At 71.4% G+C, this 21,744-nt stretch carries 20 protein-coding genes and 1 pseudogene; 15 read left to right on the top strand and 6 right to left on the bottom strand.

What is annotated here, in order from left to right; translation table 11 throughout:
• The first annotated feature begins 171 nt into the window (after positions 1 to 171).
• From ACFV0O_RS03415 to ACFV0O_RS03395, 5 genes and pseudogenes are all read left to right on the top strand, one after another.
• A complete protein-coding gene (locus ACFV0O_RS03415) occupies positions 172 to 969 on the top strand; it encodes a class I SAM-dependent methyltransferase (RefSeq protein ID WP_380335714.1) in 798 nt (265 codons plus the stop codon).
• A gap of 147 nt (positions 970 to 1,116) precedes the next feature.
• A complete protein-coding gene (locus ACFV0O_RS03410; RefSeq protein WP_380335712.1) occupies positions 1,117 to 1,830 on the top strand; it encodes a molybdopterin-dependent oxidoreductase in 714 nt (237 codons plus the stop codon).
• Positions 1,814 to 2,407 (top strand): annotated as a pseudogene (locus tag ACFV0O_RS03405) (cytochrome b/b6 domain-containing protein); the annotation flags it as partial. The gene ACFV0O_RS03410 and the pseudogene ACFV0O_RS03405, both read left to right, overlap by 17 nt.
• A gap of 299 nt (positions 2,408 to 2,706) precedes the next feature.
• On the top strand, positions 2,707 to 3,423 hold the full coding sequence (locus ACFV0O_RS03400; RefSeq protein WP_380335709.1) for a flavodoxin family protein: 717 nt from the start codon (positions 2,707 to 2,709) through the stop codon (positions 3,421 to 3,423).
• Positions 3,424 to 3,732: 309 nt separating this feature from the next.
• Positions 3,733 to 4,170 carry a MurR/RpiR family transcriptional regulator gene (locus ACFV0O_RS03395; RefSeq protein WP_380335707.1) on the top strand — a complete coding sequence of 146 codons (438 nt, stop codon included), beginning with the start codon at positions 3,733 to 3,735 and terminating at the stop codon, positions 4,168 to 4,170.
• Here ACFV0O_RS03395 and ACFV0O_RS03390 read toward each other — a convergent pair.
• The 5 genes from ACFV0O_RS03390 to ACFV0O_RS03370 all read right to left on the bottom strand — a co-directional run bounded on the left by ACFV0O_RS03390 (position 4,167) and on the right by ACFV0O_RS03370 (position 8,079).
• The gene (locus tag ACFV0O_RS03390; RefSeq protein ID WP_380335704.1) at positions 4,167 to 5,033 is read right to left on the bottom strand and encodes an NAD-dependent epimerase/dehydratase family protein; all 867 of its coding nucleotides are present in this window, start codon (positions 5,031 to 5,033) and stop codon (positions 4,167 to 4,169) included. The two genes, ACFV0O_RS03395 and ACFV0O_RS03390, sit on opposite strands and share 4 nt — an antisense overlap.
• A 109-nt stretch (positions 5,034 to 5,142) precedes the next feature.
• On the bottom strand, positions 5,143 to 5,277 hold the full coding sequence (locus tag ACFV0O_RS03385; RefSeq protein WP_380335701.1) for a hypothetical protein: 135 nt from the start codon (positions 5,275 to 5,277) through the stop codon (positions 5,143 to 5,145).
• 243 nt (positions 5,278 to 5,520) lie between these two features.
• The gene (locus tag ACFV0O_RS03380) at positions 5,521 to 5,931 is read right to left on the bottom strand and encodes a nuclear transport factor 2 family protein (protein ID WP_380335699.1); all 411 of its coding nucleotides are present in this window, start codon (positions 5,929 to 5,931) and stop codon (positions 5,521 to 5,523) included.
• Positions 5,932 to 5,975: 44 nt separating this feature from the next.
• Positions 5,976 to 6,830, bottom strand: a complete 855-nt coding sequence (locus tag ACFV0O_RS03375) for an SDR family NAD(P)-dependent oxidoreductase (protein WP_380335696.1) — start codon at positions 6,828 to 6,830, stop codon at positions 5,976 to 5,978.
• Between the two features lie 55 nt (positions 6,831 to 6,885).
• Positions 6,886 to 8,079, bottom strand: coding sequence for an MFS transporter (locus tag ACFV0O_RS03370; protein ID WP_380335693.1), 1,194 nt, complete (start codon positions 8,077 to 8,079; stop codon positions 6,886 to 6,888).
• 121 nt (positions 8,080 to 8,200) lie between these two features.
• Between ACFV0O_RS03370 and ACFV0O_RS03365 the strand changes: the two genes are divergently transcribed.
• The 9 genes from ACFV0O_RS03365 to ACFV0O_RS03325 all read left to right on the top strand — a co-directional run bounded on the left by ACFV0O_RS03365 (position 8,201) and on the right by ACFV0O_RS03325 (position 16,857).
• Complete coding sequence (locus ACFV0O_RS03365) at positions 8,201 to 9,091, top strand: LysR family transcriptional regulator (protein ID WP_380335691.1); 891 nt, start codon at positions 8,201 to 8,203, stop codon at positions 9,089 to 9,091.
• Positions 9,092 to 9,654: 563 nt separating this feature from the next.
• A complete protein-coding gene (locus tag ACFV0O_RS03360; protein WP_380335689.1) occupies positions 9,655 to 10,353 on the top strand; it encodes a TetR/AcrR family transcriptional regulator in 699 nt (232 codons plus the stop codon).
• A gap of 54 nt (positions 10,354 to 10,407) precedes the next feature.
• Positions 10,408 to 11,928 carry an FAD-dependent monooxygenase gene (locus tag ACFV0O_RS03355; protein WP_380335686.1) on the top strand — a complete coding sequence of 507 codons (1,521 nt, stop codon included), beginning with the start codon at positions 10,408 to 10,410 and terminating at the stop codon, positions 11,926 to 11,928.
• A 278-nt stretch (positions 11,929 to 12,206) separates the two neighbouring features.
• Positions 12,207 to 12,827, top strand: coding sequence for a TetR family transcriptional regulator (locus ACFV0O_RS03350; protein ID WP_380335684.1), 621 nt, complete (start codon positions 12,207 to 12,209; stop codon positions 12,825 to 12,827).
• Positions 12,828 to 12,925: 98 nt separating this feature from the next.
• Entirely contained in the window at positions 12,926 to 13,597 is a 672-nt protein-coding gene (locus tag ACFV0O_RS03345) for a cysteine hydrolase family protein (RefSeq protein WP_380335681.1), read from the top strand.
• 389 nt (positions 13,598 to 13,986) lie between these two features.
• The gene (locus tag ACFV0O_RS03340) at positions 13,987 to 14,379 is read left to right on the top strand and encodes a tyrosinase cofactor (protein ID WP_380335679.1); all 393 of its coding nucleotides are present in this window, start codon (positions 13,987 to 13,989) and stop codon (positions 14,377 to 14,379) included.
• Between the two features lie 53 nt (positions 14,380 to 14,432).
• Complete coding sequence (locus ACFV0O_RS03335) at positions 14,433 to 15,260, top strand: tyrosinase family protein (RefSeq protein WP_380335676.1); 828 nt, start codon at positions 14,433 to 14,435, stop codon at positions 15,258 to 15,260.
• A gap of 183 nt (positions 15,261 to 15,443) precedes the next feature.
• Positions 15,444 to 16,307, top strand: coding sequence for a Crystal protein ET79 (locus ACFV0O_RS03330; RefSeq protein ID WP_380335673.1), 864 nt, complete (start codon positions 15,444 to 15,446; stop codon positions 16,305 to 16,307).
• Between the two features lie 4 nt (positions 16,308 to 16,311).
• Complete coding sequence (locus ACFV0O_RS03325; RefSeq protein ID WP_380335671.1) at positions 16,312 to 16,857, top strand: hypothetical protein; 546 nt, start codon at positions 16,312 to 16,314, stop codon at positions 16,855 to 16,857.
• A 142-nt stretch (positions 16,858 to 16,999) separates the two neighbouring features.
• On the opposite strand, the gene dnaE is transcribed toward ACFV0O_RS03325, so the two are convergent.
• Positions 17,000 to 20,563 (bottom strand): DNA polymerase III subunit alpha, encoded by a 3,564-nt coding sequence (gene dnaE / locus ACFV0O_RS03320; protein WP_380335669.1) that lies wholly within the window; start codon positions 20,561 to 20,563, stop codon positions 17,000 to 17,002.
• A 419-nt stretch (positions 20,564 to 20,982) separates the two neighbouring features.
• Here dnaE and ACFV0O_RS03315 point away from each other — a divergent pair, with 419 nt between their 5' ends.
• Complete coding sequence (locus ACFV0O_RS03315; RefSeq protein WP_380335667.1) at positions 20,983 to 21,615, top strand: DUF4360 domain-containing protein; 633 nt, start codon at positions 20,983 to 20,985, stop codon at positions 21,613 to 21,615.
• Positions 21,616 to 21,744: the final 129 nt, after the last annotated feature.

Genomic DNA, 21,744 nt, shown 5'->3' with positions numbered 1-21,744 from the left:
GTTCGCGAGCGCGCCGGGCCGGGGAAGGGAACGCCGTTCCCAGGGAACCGCAGACCCACCCTCCGGCCCCGGCCGCTCCGCGACACGCGGGCAGGAACGTCCCTGCATGTGGTCGGCCGCCGGACCGGGTGCAATGGGCGCGCCCAGCCCGACGCCAGAGGAGGCCGCCCGGTGGAGACGACGACGAAGGACGCCGAACCGGTCCGCGTCCTGGACGTGGCGAGCGCCGACTACCGCCGGGCGTTCGAACTGTTCCTCGCCGGCACGGACGAGAAGCCCCTCACCCACGCCCGGCTGAGCGAACTCGTCGACGCCCTGCCGCGGCGCCGGGTCCTGCTCGACCTCGGTGCCGGCGACGGCCGCACCACCGTCCACCTGGCCCGGTCCTTCGACCGTACGATCGCCGTCGAGCCCAGCGAGGCCATGCGCGAGAAGCTCCGCACCACCTGCCCGGACGCCCTCGTTCTCCCGGACCGGCTCGACCGGGTGCGGCCGCCCGAGCCCGCCGACCTCGTCCACCTCTCGCACGTGCTCTACTACGTGCCCGAAGCGGACTGGCCCGCCACCGTCGACCGCGCCCTGGACTGGACGGCGCCCGGCGGCACCCTCCTGGTCGTCCTGCAGAACCCGGAGAGCCCCTGCATGCGGATGGCCGCCCACTTCACCGGCGTTCGCTACGACCTGAGCCCCCTCGCCGCCGACCTGCGCGCGCGGCGCCCGACGGACGCCGTCGCCCTGGAGACCCTCGGCCTCCACTACCGCACGCCCCACCTCGCCGAGGCCGTCGACGTCGCCGAGTTCATGGTCAACGTCGCCGACCTCGCCACCCTCGACCCCCGCCCGTCCCGCGCCGCCCTCGCCGCCTACGTCCAGGACCACTTCGCCCGCCCCGACGGCGGCTACGCCATCGGCCACACCCAGGACATGCTGATCGTCCGCCGCGCCCCGGCTGCCGGGGCCGTCCGCTGACGGCTGCCTGCGGGTGGCGGCCGGGCCCGGTGGCGGCCGGGCCCGGTGGCGGCTGTGGTCGCCGTTCCGGGCCCCGGGGTCGCCGATACCTGACGAAAATCCCCCGGCACTGGCCACGACCCCGTCCGAGCTGGTCTCATCGGGGACGTGGACAGAACTGCGGAACCCCCAGGGGGCACCCCGGTGGGACGGCGGGTCGTGCTCGGCCTGCTCGGGCTCGGCGCCGCCGGCGTGGCCGTCGGCCCCTACCTCCAACGGGCACAGGACGCCGTCACCGCCGGTGACCCGACCGGGCTGACCGGCCTGCTGCCCGGCGGTGGCGGCTTCCGGTACTACTCCGTGGCCGCCTCGGTGCCCGACCGCACCGCGGACACCTACGCGTTGACGGTCGACGGCCTGGTGGAGCGCCCGACCACCCACCGGCTCGCCGACCTCCGGACGATGCCGCAGCGGCGGCTGGTCCGGGACGTCCAGTGCGTGACCGGCTGGCGCGTCCCGGACACGCCGTTCGAAGGCGTGCCGCTCGTGCACCTGCTGGACGAAGCCGGAGTCCGGCCCGGGGCGCGGGCGGTGCAGTTCAGCTGCTTCGACGGTGCGTACACCGAGAGCCTCACCCTGGAACAGGCCCGGCGTGACGACGTCCTGATCGCACTGAAACTGCAGGACGCCCCGATCACGCACGCCCACGGCGGCCCGGTGCGGCTCTACGTCGCGCCGATGTACTTCTACAAGTCGGCGAAGTGGCTGTCCGGCATCACCGTCACCGACGCCGTCCGCCCCGGCTACTGGGAGGGGAACGGCTACGACATCGACGCGTGGGTCGGCCGCTCCAACGGGAGGGACGATGCGCCGACCGGCTGACCTCGTCCTCCGGTTCACCCGCGCCGAGCGCTGGGTCCACCGCACCACCGCCACCCTGATGCTCGTGTGCCTGGCCACCGCGGCCTGCCTCTACCTCGCGCCGCTCGCCGAACTGATCGGACGCCGACGCCTCCTGGCCACCGTCCACGTCTGGTGCGGCCTGGCGCTGCCCGTCCCGCTGCTGCTCGGCCTCACCACCCGGGCCCTCCGGGCGGACGCGTCCCGCCTGAGCCGCTTCACCCCCGCGGACCGGACCTGGCTGCGCGCCGTCCGCACCCGCCTGGCGGTCCGCCCCGCAGGCAAGTTCAACGCCGGCCAGAAGTTGTACGCGCAGTGGACGCTCGGATCGATGCTGGTCATCCTGGGCACCGGCCTGCTGATGTGGCTCACCCACCTCTCACCCCCGGCCTGGCGGACCGGAGCCACCTTCGTCCACGACTGGTTCGCGCTGGCCATCGCCACCGTGACCGCCGGGCACATCCGGATGGCGATGGGGGACCGTGAGTCACGGCTGGGCATGCGCACCGGCCTGGTCGACCGCCAGTGGGCCGAACGCGAGCACCCGCACTGGCAGCCCGAGCCCGCCCCGGCAGAACCCGCCGGGTCGCCGGCACCGCCGGGAACGCCCGCACCGCCGGGAACACCGGAACCGCCGGGAACACCGGAACCGCCGGGAACACCGGAACCACCGACGTCACCGCAACCACCGACGTCATCGGAGCCACCCGAACGAGCCCGGCCCGTCTGATCCGCCGGCGAACGACGGCGTCCCGCCCCGACCGGCCCATCCCCACGTGCGCCCGCCACGCCGCCCTGGTGAGCTGGGCCGGGAGCCGTGACCCGCCCGGCCTCCCCGCCGAACCCCGGGAGAAATCCGTGCCGGACCCATCGACGTCGTACGCCGACCTGCGTGCCCTGGTCATCAACTGCACCCTCAAGCGCTCCCCGGAACGCAGCCACACCCAGGGCCTCATCGACGTCAGCACCGGCATCCTGAAACGCCAGGGCGTCGAGGTCGAGGTGCTGCGGGCAGTGGATCTCGACATCGCGACCGGTGTCTGGCCCGACATGACCGAACACGGCTGGGAGACCGACGAGTGGCCGGTCATCTACTCCCAGGTCATGTCCGCCGACATCCTCACGCTGGCCGGACCCGTGTGGCTGGGAGACAACTCCTCCGTGATGAAGAAGGTCATCGAGCGGCTCTACGCGTGCTCCTCGATCCTCAACTCCCAAGGCCAGTACGCCTACTACGGCCGGGTCGGGGGCTGTCTCATCACCGGCAACGAGGACGGCGCCAAGCACTGCGCGATGAACGTCCTCTACAGCCTGCAGCACCTGGGCTACACCGTCCCGCCGCAGGCCGACGCAGGCTGGGTGGGGGAGGCCGGCCCCGGCCCGTCCTACCTGGACGAGGGCTCGGGCGGTCCGGGCAACGACTTCACCAACCGCAACACCACCTTCATGACCTGGAACCAGCTCCACCTCGCCCGGATGCTCAAGGACGCCGGCGGCATCCCCGCCCACGGCAACCAGCGCTCCGAGTGGGACGCCGGCTGCCGCTTCGACTCCGACAACCCCGAACACCGCTGAAGGCTGTGTGAAGCAGGCAGTGGACGGCGTTCTGGCTGCCCCTCCCATCGTCCGGTGGAGCCTCATTCGGGTGGTCAGCGGGACGGGGCGGAACAGTCGTGTGGGCGCACGCGCCCGCGAGTACGTGGTGGGCGACGCCGTCTGAGGTCCCTGGTCCGGGCCCCTGCGACCTGCGCCCCGGCTCGGGTGCCGGGGTTCAGGGCCGGGCGAGTTCCAGGACGGCGATCCCGCCGAGGACGGTGAACGCCGCCGTTAGCAGATCCGGGCCAGGCTCGGCGAGCTGGCGGCACCGAGGCGAGGGTTGCCCAAGTGGTGCTGGACCGGGGCACCGAACTGGTGCACCTGAGCGTCAGCGACGTGGCGTCGCCGGCCGGGGCGGCGCCCTCCTCGGTGGTGCGGGCCTGCCGGCGGCTCGGTTTCCGCGGCTTCCAGGAGCTGAAGATCGCCGCCGTCCTGCACGCCCCGGCCTCTCCCCCCGAGCAGCCGGCCGCGGACCCTGACGACCCGGCTGCCGGGGCGCTCGTCGACACCCTGCGCGCCGCCCGGGCGGCCCTGGAAGGCCTCACCGCCACGCTCGGCCCCGACGACCTGCGTGCAGCCGCCGAGCTGCTGAACGACGCCTCCCGGTACTTCTGGTCGGCACTGGGCTGTCCGGCGCCGTGGCGCTGGACTTCGCCTACCGGCTGCGCGCGCTCGGCCTGCCGGTGGACTCCCCGGCCGATCAGCCGATCGCCCCCGGCCGGCTAGGCCGGCTCCGCCAGCTCGGTCAGGACGTACGGGTGGCGGGGCCGCCAGCCCAGGTCGGTGACGGCGCGGCGCCCGGACACGACCTGGTTCAGCGCCAGGGCCTCGGCGAACGGGGCGCCCACGGCCTCGGCGGCCTGCTCCAGCGGCCACGGCTCGGCCCGGCCGGTGCCACCGGCGGCGATGTCGACGGCCGCGGCGAGCGCGGCGACCGGCACCCCCTCGTGGGCCACGCCGTGCAGCACGCTTCCCTCCTCGGCCTTGGTCAGGGCCAGCACGAACAGTTCGGCGAGGTCGTCGACGTGGACCATCGGCCAGCGGGTGGCCGGCGAGCCGACGTACCGGCCGGTGCCGTGCTCCTTCGCCCAGCCGGTCATCAGGCCGGGGATGCCGCCGCCGTGGCCGTACACGATGCCGGGCCGCAGCACTACGGCGCGCACGTCCTCGGCGGCGCTCGCCAGGACGCGCTGCTCGATGTGCGGGCGGTAGCCGACGATGGCGATCGCGTCCGTGGCGGCGTCCTCGCCGACCGCGGTGTCCCCGGTGGCGCCGAGCACCCACACACCGCTGGTGTACACGAAAGCCCTTCCCGTGCCGCGCAGCCGCTCGGTCAGCGCGTCCACGGCCGCCGCGTCCACCGTCTCGTCGCCGGTCGGCGTGGCGAGGTTCAGCACGGCGTCGATGTCGTCGGTGACGGCGGCTCGCAGCGAGGCCGGGTCGGCCAGGTCGCCCACGCGCGACGCCACGTCGGGCCCCAGTCGTCCGGCGTCCTTGACGAAGTGGACCACCTGGTGGCCCTCCGCCGTGAGCCGCCGCGTCACGGCGGACCCGATGTAACCGGTGGAACCCAGCACCAGTACCTTCACGTCTGTTCCTTTTCTTCGAGTCCTCGACAACGGGGACGACAACAAGGGCAACAACAGGGACAGCAACAGGGAGAGCAACAGGGGCACCCGCAGGGGCGACCAGGCGACATCAGCGAGCCGTACGGCCCGCCGCTTCGCCGGTGCGCAGCACGGTGACGCCGGAGGAGCCCCGGCGGGCGGCGATCGCCTGGACGGGCTGCGCGTACCTCCGGACGGGCGGGGCCCGGGTGGCGGCCGGTGTCACGGCCGGACGAGGCGTCGGTCAGCGGGGATCCGGCCGGGCGCACGGTTCACCCGGCGACGGGCGGCTCCTGCGGGCCGGCGACGTCGAGCAGCAGCCTCGCGGCCACCGTTGCCCCGTCGGTGCGGATCGTGGCGGCCAGGTCCCTCGCCCGTGACCGGGTGCCGGGGGCCAAGGGCCGTGCCGAGTCCGGGCATCGGCTCGACGTCCCCGCGCGAACCGTACGCCACCAACAACACACGCACGTCATGACTCCCGATGGTGTTCATGGATTCCGGCCTCGACCGGTCGACTGCCGTCCGAGGTCTTGCCGTAGCCGAGGGACTCGACGATCAAGCCGTCCCGGACGAGTGTGAGCGTCACGCCGCGGACCGTGTCGGCCGGGCCGTCGCCGAAGCGGCACCGCCAGCGGACCGTCGCCCGCTCACCGGTGATGACGACGGCCTCCGGCTCGTACTGCCTGGTGCGGTCCTCGGCGAGTGCCCGGCACAACTCCAGGCACGCGGCGCGGCCTTCGTAGCGGGCCCCGTCGGGGGCCGGCTGTTTCGCCTCCATCACGCAGTCGTCGGCGAGTAGGTCGGCGAGCAGCGAGGCGTCGTGATGGAGGAAGGCGCGATTGAAGCGGTGGACGACCTCGGCCGTGGTGCGGAACGACATGCTTCCTCTTCCCGGCCCGTCAGGCCGGGCCTCTGCCCGGTCCGTCAGACCGGACCGTTGATCGCGTGTTCCGCGGCGCGGCTGACGTGTTCCCAGGCCGCCCAGGTGTCCATGCGGGTGCGGGCGATGTCGAAGGCGAGGTCGTAGACCATGCTGCCGAGGATGAGGCGCAGCGGCGGCTCGTCGCTGTCGACCAGGGTGAGAAGCGCGGTCGCGGCGAGTTGCGGGTCGCTGTCGACGGAACCTTCGGCGAACTGCTCGGCCAGCTTCTCCCGCAGCGGCGCGTACGCCTCCAGGGGGCTGGTGCTGCGCATCGCGGTGTAGAGGTCGGTCCAGTAGCCGCCGGGCTGGAGGATGCTCACCTTGGCCCCGAAGGCGGCGGCCTCCGCGGCGATGGCCTCGCTGAGGCCTTCCAGGGCGAACTTGCTGGCGCTGTAGAGGCCGGTGCCGGGGAAGCCGCCCAGGGCGGCGATGCTGGAGACCTGCACGAGGTGGCCGGATCCCTGTTCGCGCAGCACGGGCATGACGGCCTGGCTCACCCAGAGGGCGCCGAAGAAGTTGACGTCCAGCTGGGCGCGTGCCTCGGCTTCGGTGAACTCCTCGACCATTCCCATCGAGAGCATGCCGGCGTTGTTGACGACGATGTCGAGCCGCCCGAAGTGGCCGACGGCCTCGGCGACGGCGGCGAACACGGCGTCCCGGTCGGTCACGTCCAGCGTCAGGGGCAGGACCTGGCCGGGGTGGGTGCTCGCGAGCTCGTGCAGCGCGGTCGTGGTGCGGGCGGCGACCACGATGCGGTCGCCGGCCGTCAGGGCTGCCCGGGCGAAGGCGCGGCCGAGACCGCGGCTGGCGCCGGTGATGAACCAGACGCGGCTGGTGGGTTTGGCTGGGGCGGGCACGGGCGGTGCTCCTGTCCGGGAGATGGCGGAGTGTCGGGCGGACCCGGCACGCTGGTCAGGCTCGGCGTGCGCTCCGCACGGCGAGGGTGGTGAGGAGGGTGAGGAGGGCCCCGGTCGTCAGGACACCGCTCGTGCTGAGGTCGGTGGCGACGATTCCTCCGAGCAGGGCCCCGAGGGCGATGGCCAGGTTGTAGACGGAGGTGTTCAGGGCGGTGGCCGCCTCGGCCGAGTCGGGCGCGGCCTTGAGGATCCACGTCTGGACGCCGACGGGCACGCCGCCGAAGGCCAGTCCCCATCCCATCAGCAGCAGGGTCCCGCCGACCGGGGTGCGGCCGGCGAGGGGAAAGACCGCGAGGACCGCGGTGAGCAGGACGCTGACGGTGACGATGGTCGCACGGACGTTCCGCTCCGCAGCCGCACCGGCGAGGAAGTTGCCGAGGATGCCGGCGACGCCGAAGCCGAGCAGGAGCGGGCCGATCGCGCCCTCGTCGATCCCCGAGACGGTCCGCAGGATCGGGCTGACGAAGGTGAAGGCCGCGAAGTGACCGCCGACCAGGAGGAACGTGGCGATGACGCCGGCGCGTACCACGGGGTGGCGGAACTGCTCCGGCAGTGTGCGCAGTTGGACGACCTGCCGGGCGGGCATCGAAGGCAGCAGGAGGAGCAGGCCCACCAGCACGAGGAGGCCCAGTGCGCCCGCGGCCAGGAACGCGGTGCGCCAGTCCGCGAGACCGCCGATCAGCGTTCCGGCCGGTACGCCGAGGACGTTGGCCGCCGTCGCGCCGCCGAAGACCAGCGAGACGGCCCGGGGGACGAACCGGTCCGGGACCAGCCGTACGGCGAGCCCGGCGGCGAGCGACCAGAAGCCGCCGATGCTGATCCCGACGAGGAAGCGCGCGCCCAGCAGGACGGTGAAGTCGGGTGCCACGGCGGACAGTCCGTTGGCCAGGACCATCAGGGTGATCAGGCCGATCAGCGCGACCCGCCGGTCGAGCCGTCCGATGGCCACCGGAAGCAGCGGCGCCGTGACGGAGGCGACCAGGCCGGGGACGGTGACCATCAGGCCTGCGGTGCCCTCGGAGACGTGGAGCGATCCTCCGACGAGGGGAAGCAGTCCCACCGGCAGTGATTCGACCGTCACCAGTGCGAACGTCCCGACCGCCATGGTGGCGACGGCGAGCCAGCTCGTGAGAGGCACCCGGTCGCTGTCCGATGTGGTGGGTGACTTCTCGGTGTCGACGACGGTCATGGCACTCCGGTCCGTTGGGGGGTGGGTCTGTTGACGATCCTTCAGCCGATCGCGGAAGCCATCAACGCCCAAGATCAGTAGGATCCGATAAATCAGGCTTATGGCGGGGGTTCGGCGGCGGATGGACATACGCGACATCGAGTTGTTTCTGACCTTGGCGGAGGAGCTGCACTTCGGCCGGGCGGCCGCCCGGCTGCACCTCACCCAGGCGCGGGTCAGCCAGGTGATCGCCCGTCAGGAGCGGCAGATCGGCGGTCTGCTGTTCGACCGCTCCAACCGCCGCCAGATCCGCCTGACCCCGCTCGGCCGACAGCTGTGCGCCGATCTGCGGCCGGTCCATGCGGACCTGCGGGACAGCCTCGAACGTGCCCGGTTGGCCGCCCGCGGCAGGACCGCCCGTCTGCGGGTCGGCATGATGCCCTTCAACGTGCCCGACCTGCACCACTACTGGGAGGGGTTCCGCTCCCGCCACCCCGAGTGGGAGCTGCAGATACGCAGGGCGCCCTACGTCGAACCGTTCGAGCGGCTCCGCGACGGCGACATGGACGTCTTCGTGACCTGGCTACCGGTGGACGAGCCCGATCTCACCATCGGCCCGGTCCTCTTCCACGACCCCCGCGTGCTCGCCGTCGCCGCGGACCACGCACTCGCCGGACGATCCGAGATCCCGGTCGAGGCGCTGGGCGACTTCGGCCATGCCATGCCCCCCGCGATGCCCGACCAGTGGGAGGACAGCTACCTGTCGTTCTACACGCCCCGCGGCAAGGTGATCGAACGCGTCGAGTCGGCCACCAACGCCGATGAGCTGATCAATCTCGTCATCACCGGCGAGATCGTCCACCCCTTCCCGTCCCACGTCACCCGCTACTGGTCCATGTCCCACGTGCAGTTCGTCCCCCTTCCCGAGATGGGGACGATTCCCTACGCCCTGGTGTGGCGCCGCGACACCGAGAACGAGCTCGTCCGGGCCCTCGCCCGGACCGTCCGCGACATCGGCGCGCTGCACTTCTGAGCGCACCCGTGCGCGGATCGCCGGCGCTCCGGCAGCACTCTGAGCGAATACGGTCACGGCACCGGAGGACGGTGCACCGGGCCGTCCTTCGGGGGCTGAGGGAACCCCCGAATACCGCTGCGCCGCTGCGTGCCGGCGTCCCCGTCCGCCACCGCCCCGACATGGGGGTGAGCCCGAGCGCGCGAGCCCGGGCGGTGAAGCTGGAAGTCGCGGGGGCCTGGGCGGTGGCGGTGCTCGTCGCGCCCACCAGGGCGAGGAGGGTCAGGACCAGTGCGCCGAGGATCCTCCTCGGCGCAACAGGCCGCTGTACGTAGTGCTCCGGCACGGTGTCACCTCTCGTGGTCGGGAACTGTTCGCGAAGTGTCTGCGAGTTGTTGCTGCTCGCCGGTCACGTCACGGTGTCCAACACGTTCGGCCTGCCCGTCACCTGGTAACGGACCGGGTCGACGGGTGAATCCGCCTACCGTGTCCGGGACTTGGTGCGGCTCCATGATGGGGCGGCGCGCCACATTGGTTCAATGCTCCAAGTTGGAGCATCGCTCCAACTGTGTCATATTCGGACCATGCCAACACGAGCGCGCCGGACCCAACGGCGTAACCAGGTGCTCTCCCGGGAGCAGATCATCGACGCCGCGATCGGCCTTCTCGATGCCGGTGGCGAGGGCGCCCTGACCGTCCGGGCGATGACCGATCGCCTGGCCACCGGGTCAGGGGCGATCTACTACCACGTCGGCAACCGGGACGAACTGCTGGACGCGGCGACGGAGACCGTCATCACCGCGGCTCTGGCGACCAGGCCCGCCGGGGCACAGGCCACGCCCGCGGACGAGATCCGCGTCGTCGCCCTGGCCTTGTTCGATGCCATCGCCGAACACCACTGGCTCGCCACGCGGTTGATCCTCCAGATCGTCCGCAACCCCGTCGGCCCGGTGACGGTGGGCATCTTCGAAAGGCTCGGCCGGCAGGTGGGCGCCCTGGGCGTCCCGCAGGCCCGATGGTTCGACGCCGCCTCGACGCTCGTGCACTACATCCTCGGCGCGATCAGTCAGAACGCCCGCGTCGAGGGGGACACCTCGGGCATCGACCCCGAAGCCGACCGCGAGGAGCTCTTCGACGCGACCTCGCGGGCGTGGCAGGAACTCGACGCCGAGTCCCACCCGTTCCTGCACGCCATCGTCGGCCAGATCAGGGAGCACGACGACCGCGAGCAGTTCCTCACCGGTGTCGCCGTCGTCCTCGACGGCCTCACCCGCCTGCGCTGACCCCGCTGCACCGGGCCGGGCAGCCAACCGGACTTCTGTGAAGGGAAATCTCTCATGCATGACGTGGTCATCGCGGGTGGCGGCCCGGTCGGCCTGTTCCTGGCCGGCGAACTGGCCCTGTCCGGCTGCTCGGTCCTGATCCTCGAACGGGACCGGGACCTCACCTCGCCGCTGAAGGCGCTGCCGTTCGGCATGCGGGGCCTGAACGCCGGCTCGGCCGAGACGTTCCACCGCCGCGGCCTGCTGGAAGCGATGGTGGAGGCCTCCGGCGCCGACCGGATGGAGGTCGGTGCGGACCCCGACGCCGGTGAAGCGCCCGCTCCCCGCGACGTGTCCCACTTCGCGGGCATGGGCCTGGACGCGGGTGGCATCGACGCGTCCGCTCTGCCGTTCCGGCTGCCCGGTCCGGCGATGGCAGGGTTCATGACGAGCCTGGAGGCCGTCTCGACGGTGCTCACCCGGTGGGCCGCCTCGCTCGGCGTGGAGATCGTCCGGGGTGCTCCCGTCACCGCCGTGACGCAGGACGCCGACGGTGTCACCGCCACCGCCGGCGGACAGGAGCACCGGGGGCGCTGGCTGGTGGGCTGCGACGGCGGGCGCAGCGCGGTGCGCGAACTCGTGGGCTTCGACTTCGTCGGCACCGACCCGCTGTTCACCGGCTACGTCGCCAAGGTCACCTTCGCCGACCCCCGGCAGCTGCCGCTCGGCTTCAACCTGACGCCGACCGGCATGTACCTGCGCACGTCCTTCGAGGGCCATCTGGGCATGAACGACTTCGACGGCGGCACCTTCGACCGCTCCCAGCCGCTGACCCGCGAACACCTCCAGGCGGTCCTGCGTCGCATCTCCGGCACCGACGTGACGCTGACCGACGTCGAGCTGGCCTCCAGCTTCACCGACCGTGCCATGCAGGCCACCAGGTACCGGAAGGGCCGCGTCCTGCTCGCCGGTGACGCCGCGCACATCCACTCACCGCTTGGCGGCCAGGGCCTCAACCTCGGCATGGGCGACGCCGTCAACCTCGGTTGGAAGCTCGCCGCCACCGTCCACGGCACCGCGCCCGAGGGCCTGCTCGACACCTACACCGACGAGCGCCATCCCATCGGCGCCGCCGTCCTCGACTGGTCCCGCGCCCAGGTCGCCACCATGAAGCCGGGCCCCAACGCCCCCGCCCTGCGCAAGCTGGTCCTCGACCTGCTGAGCACCCCCGGCGGGGTCACCCACGTGTACCGGCAGACGTCGGGACTGTTCCACCGCTACGACCTGGGCGGCGAGCAGCCGCTCGTCGGCCTGAGCGCCCCCGACTTCCGCTTCCAGGAAGGCGCCCGCCTCGGTGAACTGCTGCGCCGGGGCCGGGGCGTGCTCCTGGACTTCGGCCGCGACCGTGCGCTGCAGACCGCGGCGGAGGGCTGGGCGGGCCGGATCCACTACGCGGCCGGACCGGTGCGCAACGACCTCGGATTCACCGCCCTGCTCATCCGGCCGGACGGCATCGTGGCGTGGGCGGACGACCACGCCGACACCGAAGCGTTCCGGCGGGCCGCGACCCGCTGGCTCGGCCACCCGCATACCTAGAGGCCCTGTCCGGTCCGGTCCGGCCTGGTCCGGTCCGGGCAGCGTCGTCGACCACCGTCCGGGCCGCTTCCCGCGTGCCGTGTGCCGCGTCCCCGATTCCCGGCCGGCCAGGGCGCTTTCGCCCGCCCCGTACGGGCGGTGCGGAGGGGCCGCGGTGTGCGAGCCGTTACGGCGTCGTCGGTTCCGGCGGAGCCGTTCAGGATTCCTGCCGGCACCGCGCTCGTGGTCGGCGCCCCTGATGGCCAACTGGCGGGTTGGATGCTTCGTATCCTGGTCGCATGGCATGGGACACCACGAAGACCAGGAGGCTCCTGCTGGAGGCCGCCGTGGACGAGTTCGCCGCGCACGGGCCCGAGGGCGCGCGGATCGACCGGATCGCGGCCGCGGCAGGGGTCAACAAGGAACGCATCTACCCGTACTTCGGCGGCAAGCGGCAGCTCTTCGACGCCGTGGTCCAGCGCGAGCTGGAGCAGCTCGCCGCCGCCGTGCCGATGGAGGGGGCGGATGGGTGCCCGGTGCAGCTCCCGGAGTACGCGGGCCGGGTGTTCGACTACCACCTCGCCCACCCGCACCTGCTGCGCCTGCTGCAGTGGGAGGCGTTGTACGGCGACGCGAACGCTCCGGTCGCGGGCGAGGAGCGGCGTGCCGCCTACTACGCCGAGAAGGTCGCCGCCGTCGCCAGGGCGCGCCGGGAGGGGGAGGGCTCCGCGCGGGTCGGTGTGCCGCTGCCGCCCGGGGAGTTGCTGCTCGCGGTCGTGGCGCTGGCCGGCTGGCAGTTCGCCGTGCCGCAGCTCGCCCGCATGATCCTCGGTGGGACGACCGGTGAGGACCCGGCTGGTGAGGACCCGGCCGGCCGTCGGGCCGTCGTCGTGGAGCTGGTGCGCCGCCTGGAGTCCTGATCCGCCCGAACCCCATCTCCAACTCGCTGGTTGGAGATGGGGTCTCTTCGCGCTAGTCTCCAACTCACCAGTTGGAAATTTCCGAACCGGGAGCTCCCATGACGCACGCCTCCGCACGCCCGAACGCCGCCCTGGTGCTGATCGAGTTCCAGCGCGAGTGGCTCGACCCCGAGCACGGCCGCCTCAACCACCTCGTCGAGGACCGCGACCTGCTGGACGCCGCCGTCCGCGGCGCGGCCGTCGCCCTGGCCGCCGCCCGCGCCCACGGTGTCCCCGTCGTGCACGTGCCGCTCGTCCTCACCCCTGGCGCCCCGGAACTCGCGGGCTGGACACCGGCCCGCCTGGGCCTGCGCGCGGCGATCCCGAAGGCCGGCACCTGGATCGAGGGTGACCCCGGCACCGAGTTCGCCGCGGCGTTCCGGCCCGCCCCCGGCGAGATGGTCGTGCGTGGCCGCGCCGGCGCCAGCGCCTTCGCCGGGTTCTCCGACCTCGACCTGATCCTGCGCCGCCTCGGCGTCACCGACCTGTACCTGGGCGGCTTCGCCACCCACGTGTGCGTCGAGTCCACCCTGCGCGAGGCGCACGACCGCGGCTACACCGCCCACGTCATCCACGACGCCTGCGCGGCCTTCACCCGCGCCCAGCAGGACCACGTCCGCGAACACGTGATTCACCACTTCGGAGCCGAGACCGACGCCGCCTCCTTCGCCGCCGCACTCGAAGCCGCGCAGCAGTTCCTCGCGATCGACCGCCTCGAAGCAGGTGCGTGAGCGGCTGTCGGCATCGCGCCATCCTGTTCGTGTAACGACCGTCACAAGAGGGGCGTCAAGGCCGCAGGCCTTGCGGTGCGGCGGTCGTCCGGGCGAAGGATCTTCGGTTTCCGCGCGCAGGATTCACAGCGAACCGAAGCTCTGGCTTCTGTAGAAGATGCAACATCTTTCACACGACCGTCTTGAAATGATCACTTCTGGCCCTCAGGCCGATCACACATCCGAGTTGTTCGCGTACGCCTGGTAGGAATGATTTCGAGCGGGCCGATCGCCGGTAGATCGCCCTGACCAGCGCCGACGACGCGTCCGGCAGTCGCCGTTGCCGACCGGTCCGCGAAGAACGGGGGGCACTGAAAGTTCTTCACCATCTCCATCTGGGGGGCACAGTCATGTCCGAAGACACCACCACCGAAATCACCCGCCGGCGGATGCTGCAAGGCGCCGTCGTCGCGACGGCCGTCGCCACGGGCACGGTCGTCCTGGGCCTCACCGGCCCTGCCGTGGTACCTGCCAGCGGCGCCGACACGCAGAGCGGCGAAAGCTTCGACGAGGTCTTCCGCGGCCGCCGCATCCAGGGCATGCCGATGCGCGGCGAGGGCCACCACGCGATGAGCGGCTACGCGGTGCTGATCGACGGCCGCGAACTGCACGTGATGCGCAACGCGGACGGCACCTGGATCAGCGTCATCAACCACTACCAGACCTTCACCACGCCGCGCGCGCTGGTCCGGGCCGCCGTCAACTCCCTGGCCGGCGCCGACCTGGCGCCGCTCGCCGCCTGACTCCGGACCGCACTCCGGCCTCCTCCGCACAGACCACCCTCAAAGGAATCCCCATGGCAGTCCGCAAGAGCCAGGCGACCCTGACGGCCGCCGAGAAGCGCGCCTTCGTCAACGCGGTCCTGGAACTCAAGCGCCGCGGCGCGTACGACGCGTTCGTCAGCACGCACAACGACTTCATCATGAGCGACAACGACACCACCGAGCGCACCGGCCACCGCTCGCCGTCCTTCCTGCCCTGGCACCGCAGTTTCCTGCTGCGCTTCGAGCGGGCACTGCAGGCGATCGACGCCACCGTCACGCTCCCGTACTGGGACTGGACCACCGACCGCACCCCGAACTCCTCGCTCTGGGGCCCGGACTTCCTCGGCGGTGACGGCACCGGCACCAACGGCCGGGTGACCACCGGCCCGTTCGCGCAGGGCTCCGGCAACTGGACGCTCACCGTCAGGCCCGACACCCGCAACTTCCTGGTCCGCCAACTGGGCCAGGGCGGAGAGGACCTGCCGACCAGGGCGGACGTGGACGCCGTGCTGGCGATCGACACCTACGACGCCGCGCCGTTCAACAGCTCCAGCACCGGTTTCCGCAACAACCTGGAGGGCTGGGTGGGCGTCAACGTGCACAACCGGGTGCACGTCTGGGTCGGCGGCACCATGAGCACCGGAATGTCGCCCAACGACCCGGTGTTCTGGATGCACCACTGCATGATCGACCGCCTCTGGGCCGGCTGGCAGAGCCGCCACGCGGGCCAGGGCTACCAGCCGGTCCGCCGCACCAGGAACGTGGTCGCCCTGAACGACACCATGAAGCCGTGGAACGACGTCACCCCGGCCGACCTGCTGGACCACACCAAGTTCTACACGTACGACAGCGCGTACTGATCCGGCCGGTGCGGGGCGGGGGCCGGAGCAGTGGTTGACGCTCCGGCCCCCGGTGCCGGCTCGGCCGGGAGCGGGCGGCGGTGCTCAACGGAATGCTTATGGACCGTCAATGACGGTCGGCCACCGTGGACTTCAGCGCGGACCACCCGGTCGGCGCAGCACCGATCAAGGAGGATCCGCTCCGTGAACACGATCAAGAAGGCAGTGCTCGGCTCGGTGGCCGTCGGCGCGCTGCTGCTCTCCGCCGCCCCCGCGGCCTCGGCCGCCGACGGTCGGCAAGCGGCCCAGGGACCGGCGGTGGCGCAGGCGGCGCGCAGCACCGACGTGTCGCTCTACAACGGCACCAAGGACGTGATCTACCGGAACTACACCTCGCTGTCACACGGCGTCTGGGGCAGCGTGACCCCGCCGGACGCCATCAAGGCCGCCGACACGGTCTCGTGGAGCTCGGAGTCCTCCGGCTTCATGACCGGGACCGAGGGCGAGGTGCGGTACCAGCTGCGCACCGGCGAGGCGGTGATCCACTGGGACAACCCGTTCGCCGGCAGCAACAGCTACAGCTGCACCGTCCCCGGTGGCTACACGTGCAGCTGGACCGGTGGCAAGGGCGACAACGCCTCGGTCGCCTTCACCATCGGCGGTGCCCCGGCCGGCGTCGCCGCCGACCGCCCGGCCGAGCAGGCCCCCGCCGTCGCCTCGGCGGTCAGGAGCACCTTCGTGACGCTGCAGAACCGCACGCCGAGCGTGCTGGAGCGCACCTCCGCCGTGCTCGACCACGGCACCTGGAGCGAGAACCTGTTGCCGCAGGACCGGGTGTTCCCGATGGACAACGGCCGCTGGCAGTCGGAGTCCAACGGCCTCATGACCGGGACCGAGGGCAGGGCCGTCTACAACATGTTCAACGTGGGCAACGTCGAGATCTGGTGGGACAACCCGTACGTCGGCAGCAACAAGTACAGCTGCACCGTCCCCCAGGGCTACACCTGCAGCCAGGACGGCGGGAGCGGCGACAACGCCTTCGTCACCTTCACCGTGCAGAAGGGCTGATCCGATGCGAGGTCTCCTCCGTACCCGCCCGGGCTTCAAGGCCCTGACCGCGGCCGCCGTCGCCGCCCTGACCCTGGTGCCGGTGGCCACGGCCGAGGCCGTTGCCGCCCCTGCGCCGCCCGCCGTCCGGGTCCAGGCCGCCGTCGCGCAGGCGAACATCGACGACGGCCAGTCCTACGTCCTCGCACCGCAGCAGGCGCCCGACCAGTGGCTGGGCGAGAACGGCTGGAACGACATCGTCGCCCAGACCAGCAGGCTCTGGTACGGGGCGCAGCAGTACAGCCACGCCCTGTGGACCGCCCGGGTCAGCGGCGGCGTCGTCGGGCTCGAGAACGCCGAGTTCCACGGCAGCCTCCAGGACGACAACGGGGCCGTGGAGGCGAACTGGGGCAACGGTGACGCGTTCGGCTGGACGGCCGTCGCCGGCCCCAGCGGCTCCGTCGCGCTCCAGAACCGGGCCACCGGCCGCTACCTCGCGCTGAACGCCGCGAACGCCGCCGTCATGGCCACCGGCATCTACTACTGGTACCTCGTCAACGCCCACGCGTAGCGGATCTCCCGCTGCCCCCGACCGCGCCACGCGGTCGGGGGCACCCGTGCGTTCCCGGGACGTCCTCCGGGAGCACGTACGCCCGTTCCCCGGCCCTCGACGCCGAACGCCGGTGGGCCGGCTACGGGCGCCGCGGCGGGGCTCAGGACCTGATGGCCGCGCCCGCCCAGGCGCGGTTGCCGAGGAGGGTCTTGATGTCCGAGGCCAGGCCGTTGTCGGGGTTCACCAGGAAGCCGAGCTCGTAGAGGGTGTTCTTGTCCCAGTTGGTGGTGAGCAGCCGGATGGGCACGTCGCCGGGGTGGGCCTGGAGGGCGAGCTTGAGTTCGGCCACGACGTCGGGGGTGATCCGGGAGGCGGGGACGGTGATGTGGACGGGTGGCTTGGTGCCGAGTTCGGCGGAGGAGACGTCGAGGGTGGTGATCTCCTGGCCGAAGACGCTCAGTGAGCCGTCGCGCTCGTTGAGGCGGCCGCGGACCGAGACCACGTTGTCCTCGATCATCTGCTCGGCCATCAGGTTGTAGGTGGCGGGGAAGAACAGCACCTCGACCGAGCCGTCGCGGTCGGCGAGGGTGATGATCGCCCAGGCGTTGCCCGCCTTGTTGATGCGCCGGTCGACGCCGGTGATCAGGCCGGAGAGGCGGACCTCGCCCTCGGAGCGGCCGGAGCCGAGGAGTTCGGCGATCGAGGTGTCGCGGTTCTGGGAGAGGATGTGCTCGGCGCCGTCGAGCGGGTGGCTGGAGACGTAGAGGCCGAGCATCTCGCGTTCCAGGGCGAGGAGTTGGCGCCGGGGCCACTCGTTCTCGCTGAGCTGGAAGTCCAGTCCGATGCCCGGTCCGTCGTCGCCGGTGTCGAGGGCGCCGAACAGGTCGTCCTGGCCGATGGCCTGTTGCTTCTTCACCCCGGTGACGGCGTCGATGGCGCTCTCGTGGACGGTGCTGAGCGAGAGCCGGGTGTGGCCGAGCGAGTCGAAGGCGCCCGCCTTGACCAGGGAGTCGACGGTGCGCTTGTTGCAGACCACCAGCTCGACCTTGTCGAGGAAGTCGGCGAAGGAGGTGTACTTGCCCTGTTCCCCGCGGGTGCGCACCAGGGACTCGATCACCGGCACGCCCACGTTGCGCACCGCCTTGAGGCCGAAGCGGACGTCACTGCCGACAGCGGTGAAGTCGACCACCGACTCGTTGACGTCGGGGGAGAGGATCTTGATGCCCATCTGCCGGCACTCGGCCAGGTAGACGGCCATCTTGTCCTTGTCGTCGGCGACGGAGGTGAGCAGCGCGGCCATGTACTCGGCCGGGTAGTTGGCCTTGAGGTAGGCGGTCTGGTACGAGACCAGGCCGTACGCGGCGGAGTGCGACTTGTTGAACGCGTAGCCGGCGAACGGGACCAGGACGTCCCACACCGCCTGGATCGCCGCGTCGGAGTAGCCGCGCTCCTTGCAGCCCGCGTGGAAGGGCACGAACTCCTTCTCCAGCACCTCCTTCTTCTTCTTGCCCATCGCGCGGCGCAGCAGGTCGGCCTGGCCGAGCGAGTAGCCGGCCAGCACCTGGGCGGCTCGCTGGACCTGCTCCTGGTAGACGATCAGGCCGTAGGTGGGGCCGAGGACGTCCTTGAGCGGTTCCTCCAGCTCGGGGTGGATCGGGACGATCTCCTGCTGGGCGTTCTTGCGCAGCGCGTAGTTGGTGTGCGAGTTCATGCCCATCGGGCCGGGCCGGTACAGCGCGGAGACGGCGGAGATGTCGGCGAACTCGGTGGGCTTCATCAGCTTGAGCAGGGCGCGCATGGGGCCGCCGTCGAGCTGGAACACGCCCAGGGTGTCGCCGCGGGCCAGCAGCTGGTAGGTGGTGGGGTCGTCGATCGGGATCTTCTCGATGTCGACGTCGATGCCCCGGTTGGCCTTCACGATCTTGATGCAGTGGTCGATGATGCCCAGGTTCCGCAGACCCAGGAAGTCCATCTTGATCAGGCCCATGGCTTCGCAGGACGGGTAGTCGAAGCCGGTGATGATCACGCCGTCCTTGTCCCGCATGTGCAGCGGGATCAGGTCGAGCAGTGGGGTGGAGGACAGGATGACGGCGGCGGCGTGCACACCGGTGCCGCGGATCAGGCCCTCGATGCCCCGCCCGGTGTCGATGATCTTCTTGACGTCGGGCTCGTTCTGGTAGAGCGCCCGGATCTCGGTGCCCTCGTTGTAGCGGGCGTGCTTCTCGTCGAAGAGGTCGGCGAGCGGGACGCCCTTGCCCATGACGTCCGGGGGCATCGCCTTGGTGATCCGGTCGCCCATCGAGAACGGGTAGCCGAGGATGCGGTTGGCGTCCTTCACGGCGGCCTTGGCCTTGATCGTGCCGAAGGTGTTCACCTGGGCCGTGTACGCGGCGCCGTACTTCTCGGTCACGTAGCGGACCATCTGGTCGCGCTGGCGGTCGTCGAAGTCGATGTCGACGTCCGGGGGGTTGATGCGCTCCGGGTTGAGGAAGCGCTCGAACAGCAGGTCGTGTTCCAGCGGGTCCAGCTGGGTGATGCCGGTCAGGTAGGCGACCATCGAGCCGGCCGCCGAACCACGGCCCGGCCCGACCGGGATGCCGTTGTCCCGCCCGTACTGGCAGATGTCGGCGACCACGAGGAAGTAGGCGTCGAACCCCATCGGGGTGATCACGCCCATCTCCAGCTCGATCCGGTCCAGCACCTCCTGGCTCGGGCTGTCCCCGTAGCGGTGCTGCAGCCCGACCTCGATCTTCTTGCGCAGGTACGAGGCCTGGGTCTCTCCCTCGGGCACGTCGAACTGCGGCATCCGGTCGACGTAGGTGAAGACCTCCTCGTACGACTCGACCCGCTCGGCGATCGCCAGCGTGTTGTCGCAGGCCTCCGGCAGTTCGCGGAAGAGCTCGCGCATCTCCTCGGCGGTCTTCACGTAGTAACCGGAGCCGTTGAACTTGAAGCGGTTCGGGTCGTCCTTGTTCTTGCCCACGCCGACGCAGAGCAGGCTGTCGTGGGCGTCCGCCTGGTCGGCGGTCACGTAGTGCGAGTCGTTGGTGGCCAGCAGCGGGATGTTCAGCTGCTTGGCCAGCCGGAGGAGGTCCTCGCGGACGTCCCTCTCGATGGAGAGGCCGTGGTCCATCAGCTCCAGGAAGTAGTTCTCCCTGCCGAAGATGTCCTGGTAGGCGCCGGCCGCCCTGACCGCCTCGTCGTACTGCCCCAGCCGCAGCCGGGTCTGCACCTCGCCGGAGGGGCAGCCGGTGGTGGCGATGATGCCGGTCGCGTTGGCGGCGATCAGCTCGCGGTCCATCCGGGGCTTCATGTAGTAGCCCTCCATCGACGCGAGCGAGGAGAGCTTGAAGAGGTTCCGCAGACCGGTGGCGTTCTGCGCCCACATGGTCATGTGGGTGTAGCGGCCGCCGCCGGAGACGTCCTTGCCGCCCTCGCCGTCGGCGCCGCTCGGGCGCTGGCCGCCGGGCGACCAGAACACCTGCTTCTTCAGGAAGCGCGAGGCCGGCGCGACGTACGCCTCGATGCCGATGATCGGCTTCACCCCGGTCTTCGCCGCCGCGTGGAAGAACTCGTACGCGCCGAACATGTTGCCGTGGTCGCTCATCGCGATGGCGGGCATGCCCTGTCTCTGCGCCTCGGCGAACAGCTTGCCGTTCTTCGCCGCCCCGTCCAGCATCGAGTACTCGGTGTGGACGTGCAGGTGCGCGAAGCTGTCGGACACGGCGCTGTGCTCCTCGGGGGGCTCGGGCTGGCAAGCGGCCCAGGTTAGTGGGTCGGCCCGGACGACACGCCGGTGCCGGGCCTTCGGGGCCGGGACCTTGACGATTCTCTCCCACCTCCTGGCCGGGGCGTTGACCGGGCGGGCCCGACCACCCGCGACCGGGAGGGCGACCCGCACATCGCTGAACCGCCGGTGGTGACACACGTGTACCGGCTGGTCGGCGGGCCACCGTCGGGCCGGAGCGGACGGCCGGGACGCGTGGGTACGGCCGGGCTGCAATCCCGAAGGCCGTCCGAGTGACCGGGGCGTCACCTTCTGTGTGCGGGGGCGCAACGTGTGATGCGATGCCCCCGTGAAATCCGGGGTCGGGCCGGAACGCGACGCCCGCCCCGGGTCCGTGGACGACGGAAGGGAATCCCATGGTGCTCCGCGCGCTGGCCGCGACTGGTGTCGCCGCATCGTTGTTCGGCTCATCGGGCCTCGGCGGCCATCCGGGCCCGCCGCCGACCCCGATCGTCATCGACAGCGTGGCGGTCAACGGGTCCGGCTGCCCGGCGGGGACGGCCGCCGTGTCCGTCTCCCCGGACAACACCGCCTTCACCGTCACCTACAGCAACTACACCGCCAAGGTGGGGCCCGGGACGGCGCCGACCGACTCCCGGAAGAACTGTCAGCTCGGCCTTCTCGTGCACGTCCCCGGTGGCTACACCTACGCGGTCGTGTCCGCCACCTACCGCGGCTTCGCGTCGCTGGCACCCGGTGCGTCCGGGACCCAGCGGGCCAGCTACCACTTCCAGGGCAGCGCCCGCACCACCGAATCGATCCATCACTTCGAGGGCGGCTTCACCAACGACTGGCAGGAGACGGACACCGTGGACGTCGCCGCCCGGGTCTTCGCCCCCTGCGGGCAGGCGCGCAACCTCGACATCGACACGGAACTGCGGGTCGAGGCCGGAACGTCGAGCCCGGGCGCCACCAGCTTCCTGGAGATGGACTCGACGGACGGCAGCATCAAGACCGTGTACCGCCTCGCCTGGAAGCGGTGTCACTGACCTCCCGGCGCCGCGATCGGCGGGGGTGACCGGGCGAGGGGGGGGGGGGGGGGCGGGCGGGGGGGGGGGGGGGGGGGGGCGGGCGGGCGCGCGCGCGGGGGGGGGGGGGGGGCGCGCGCCCCGCGCCCC

It is taken from the genome of Kitasatospora sp. NPDC059577, from assembly GCF_042735475.1.
Classification (GTDB): Bacteria; Actinomycetota; Actinomycetes; order Streptomycetales; family Streptomycetaceae; genus Kitasatospora.
The sequence above is the reverse complement of the archived record's forward strand: the minus strand, read 5'-3'. Positions and strand labels throughout refer to the sequence as shown.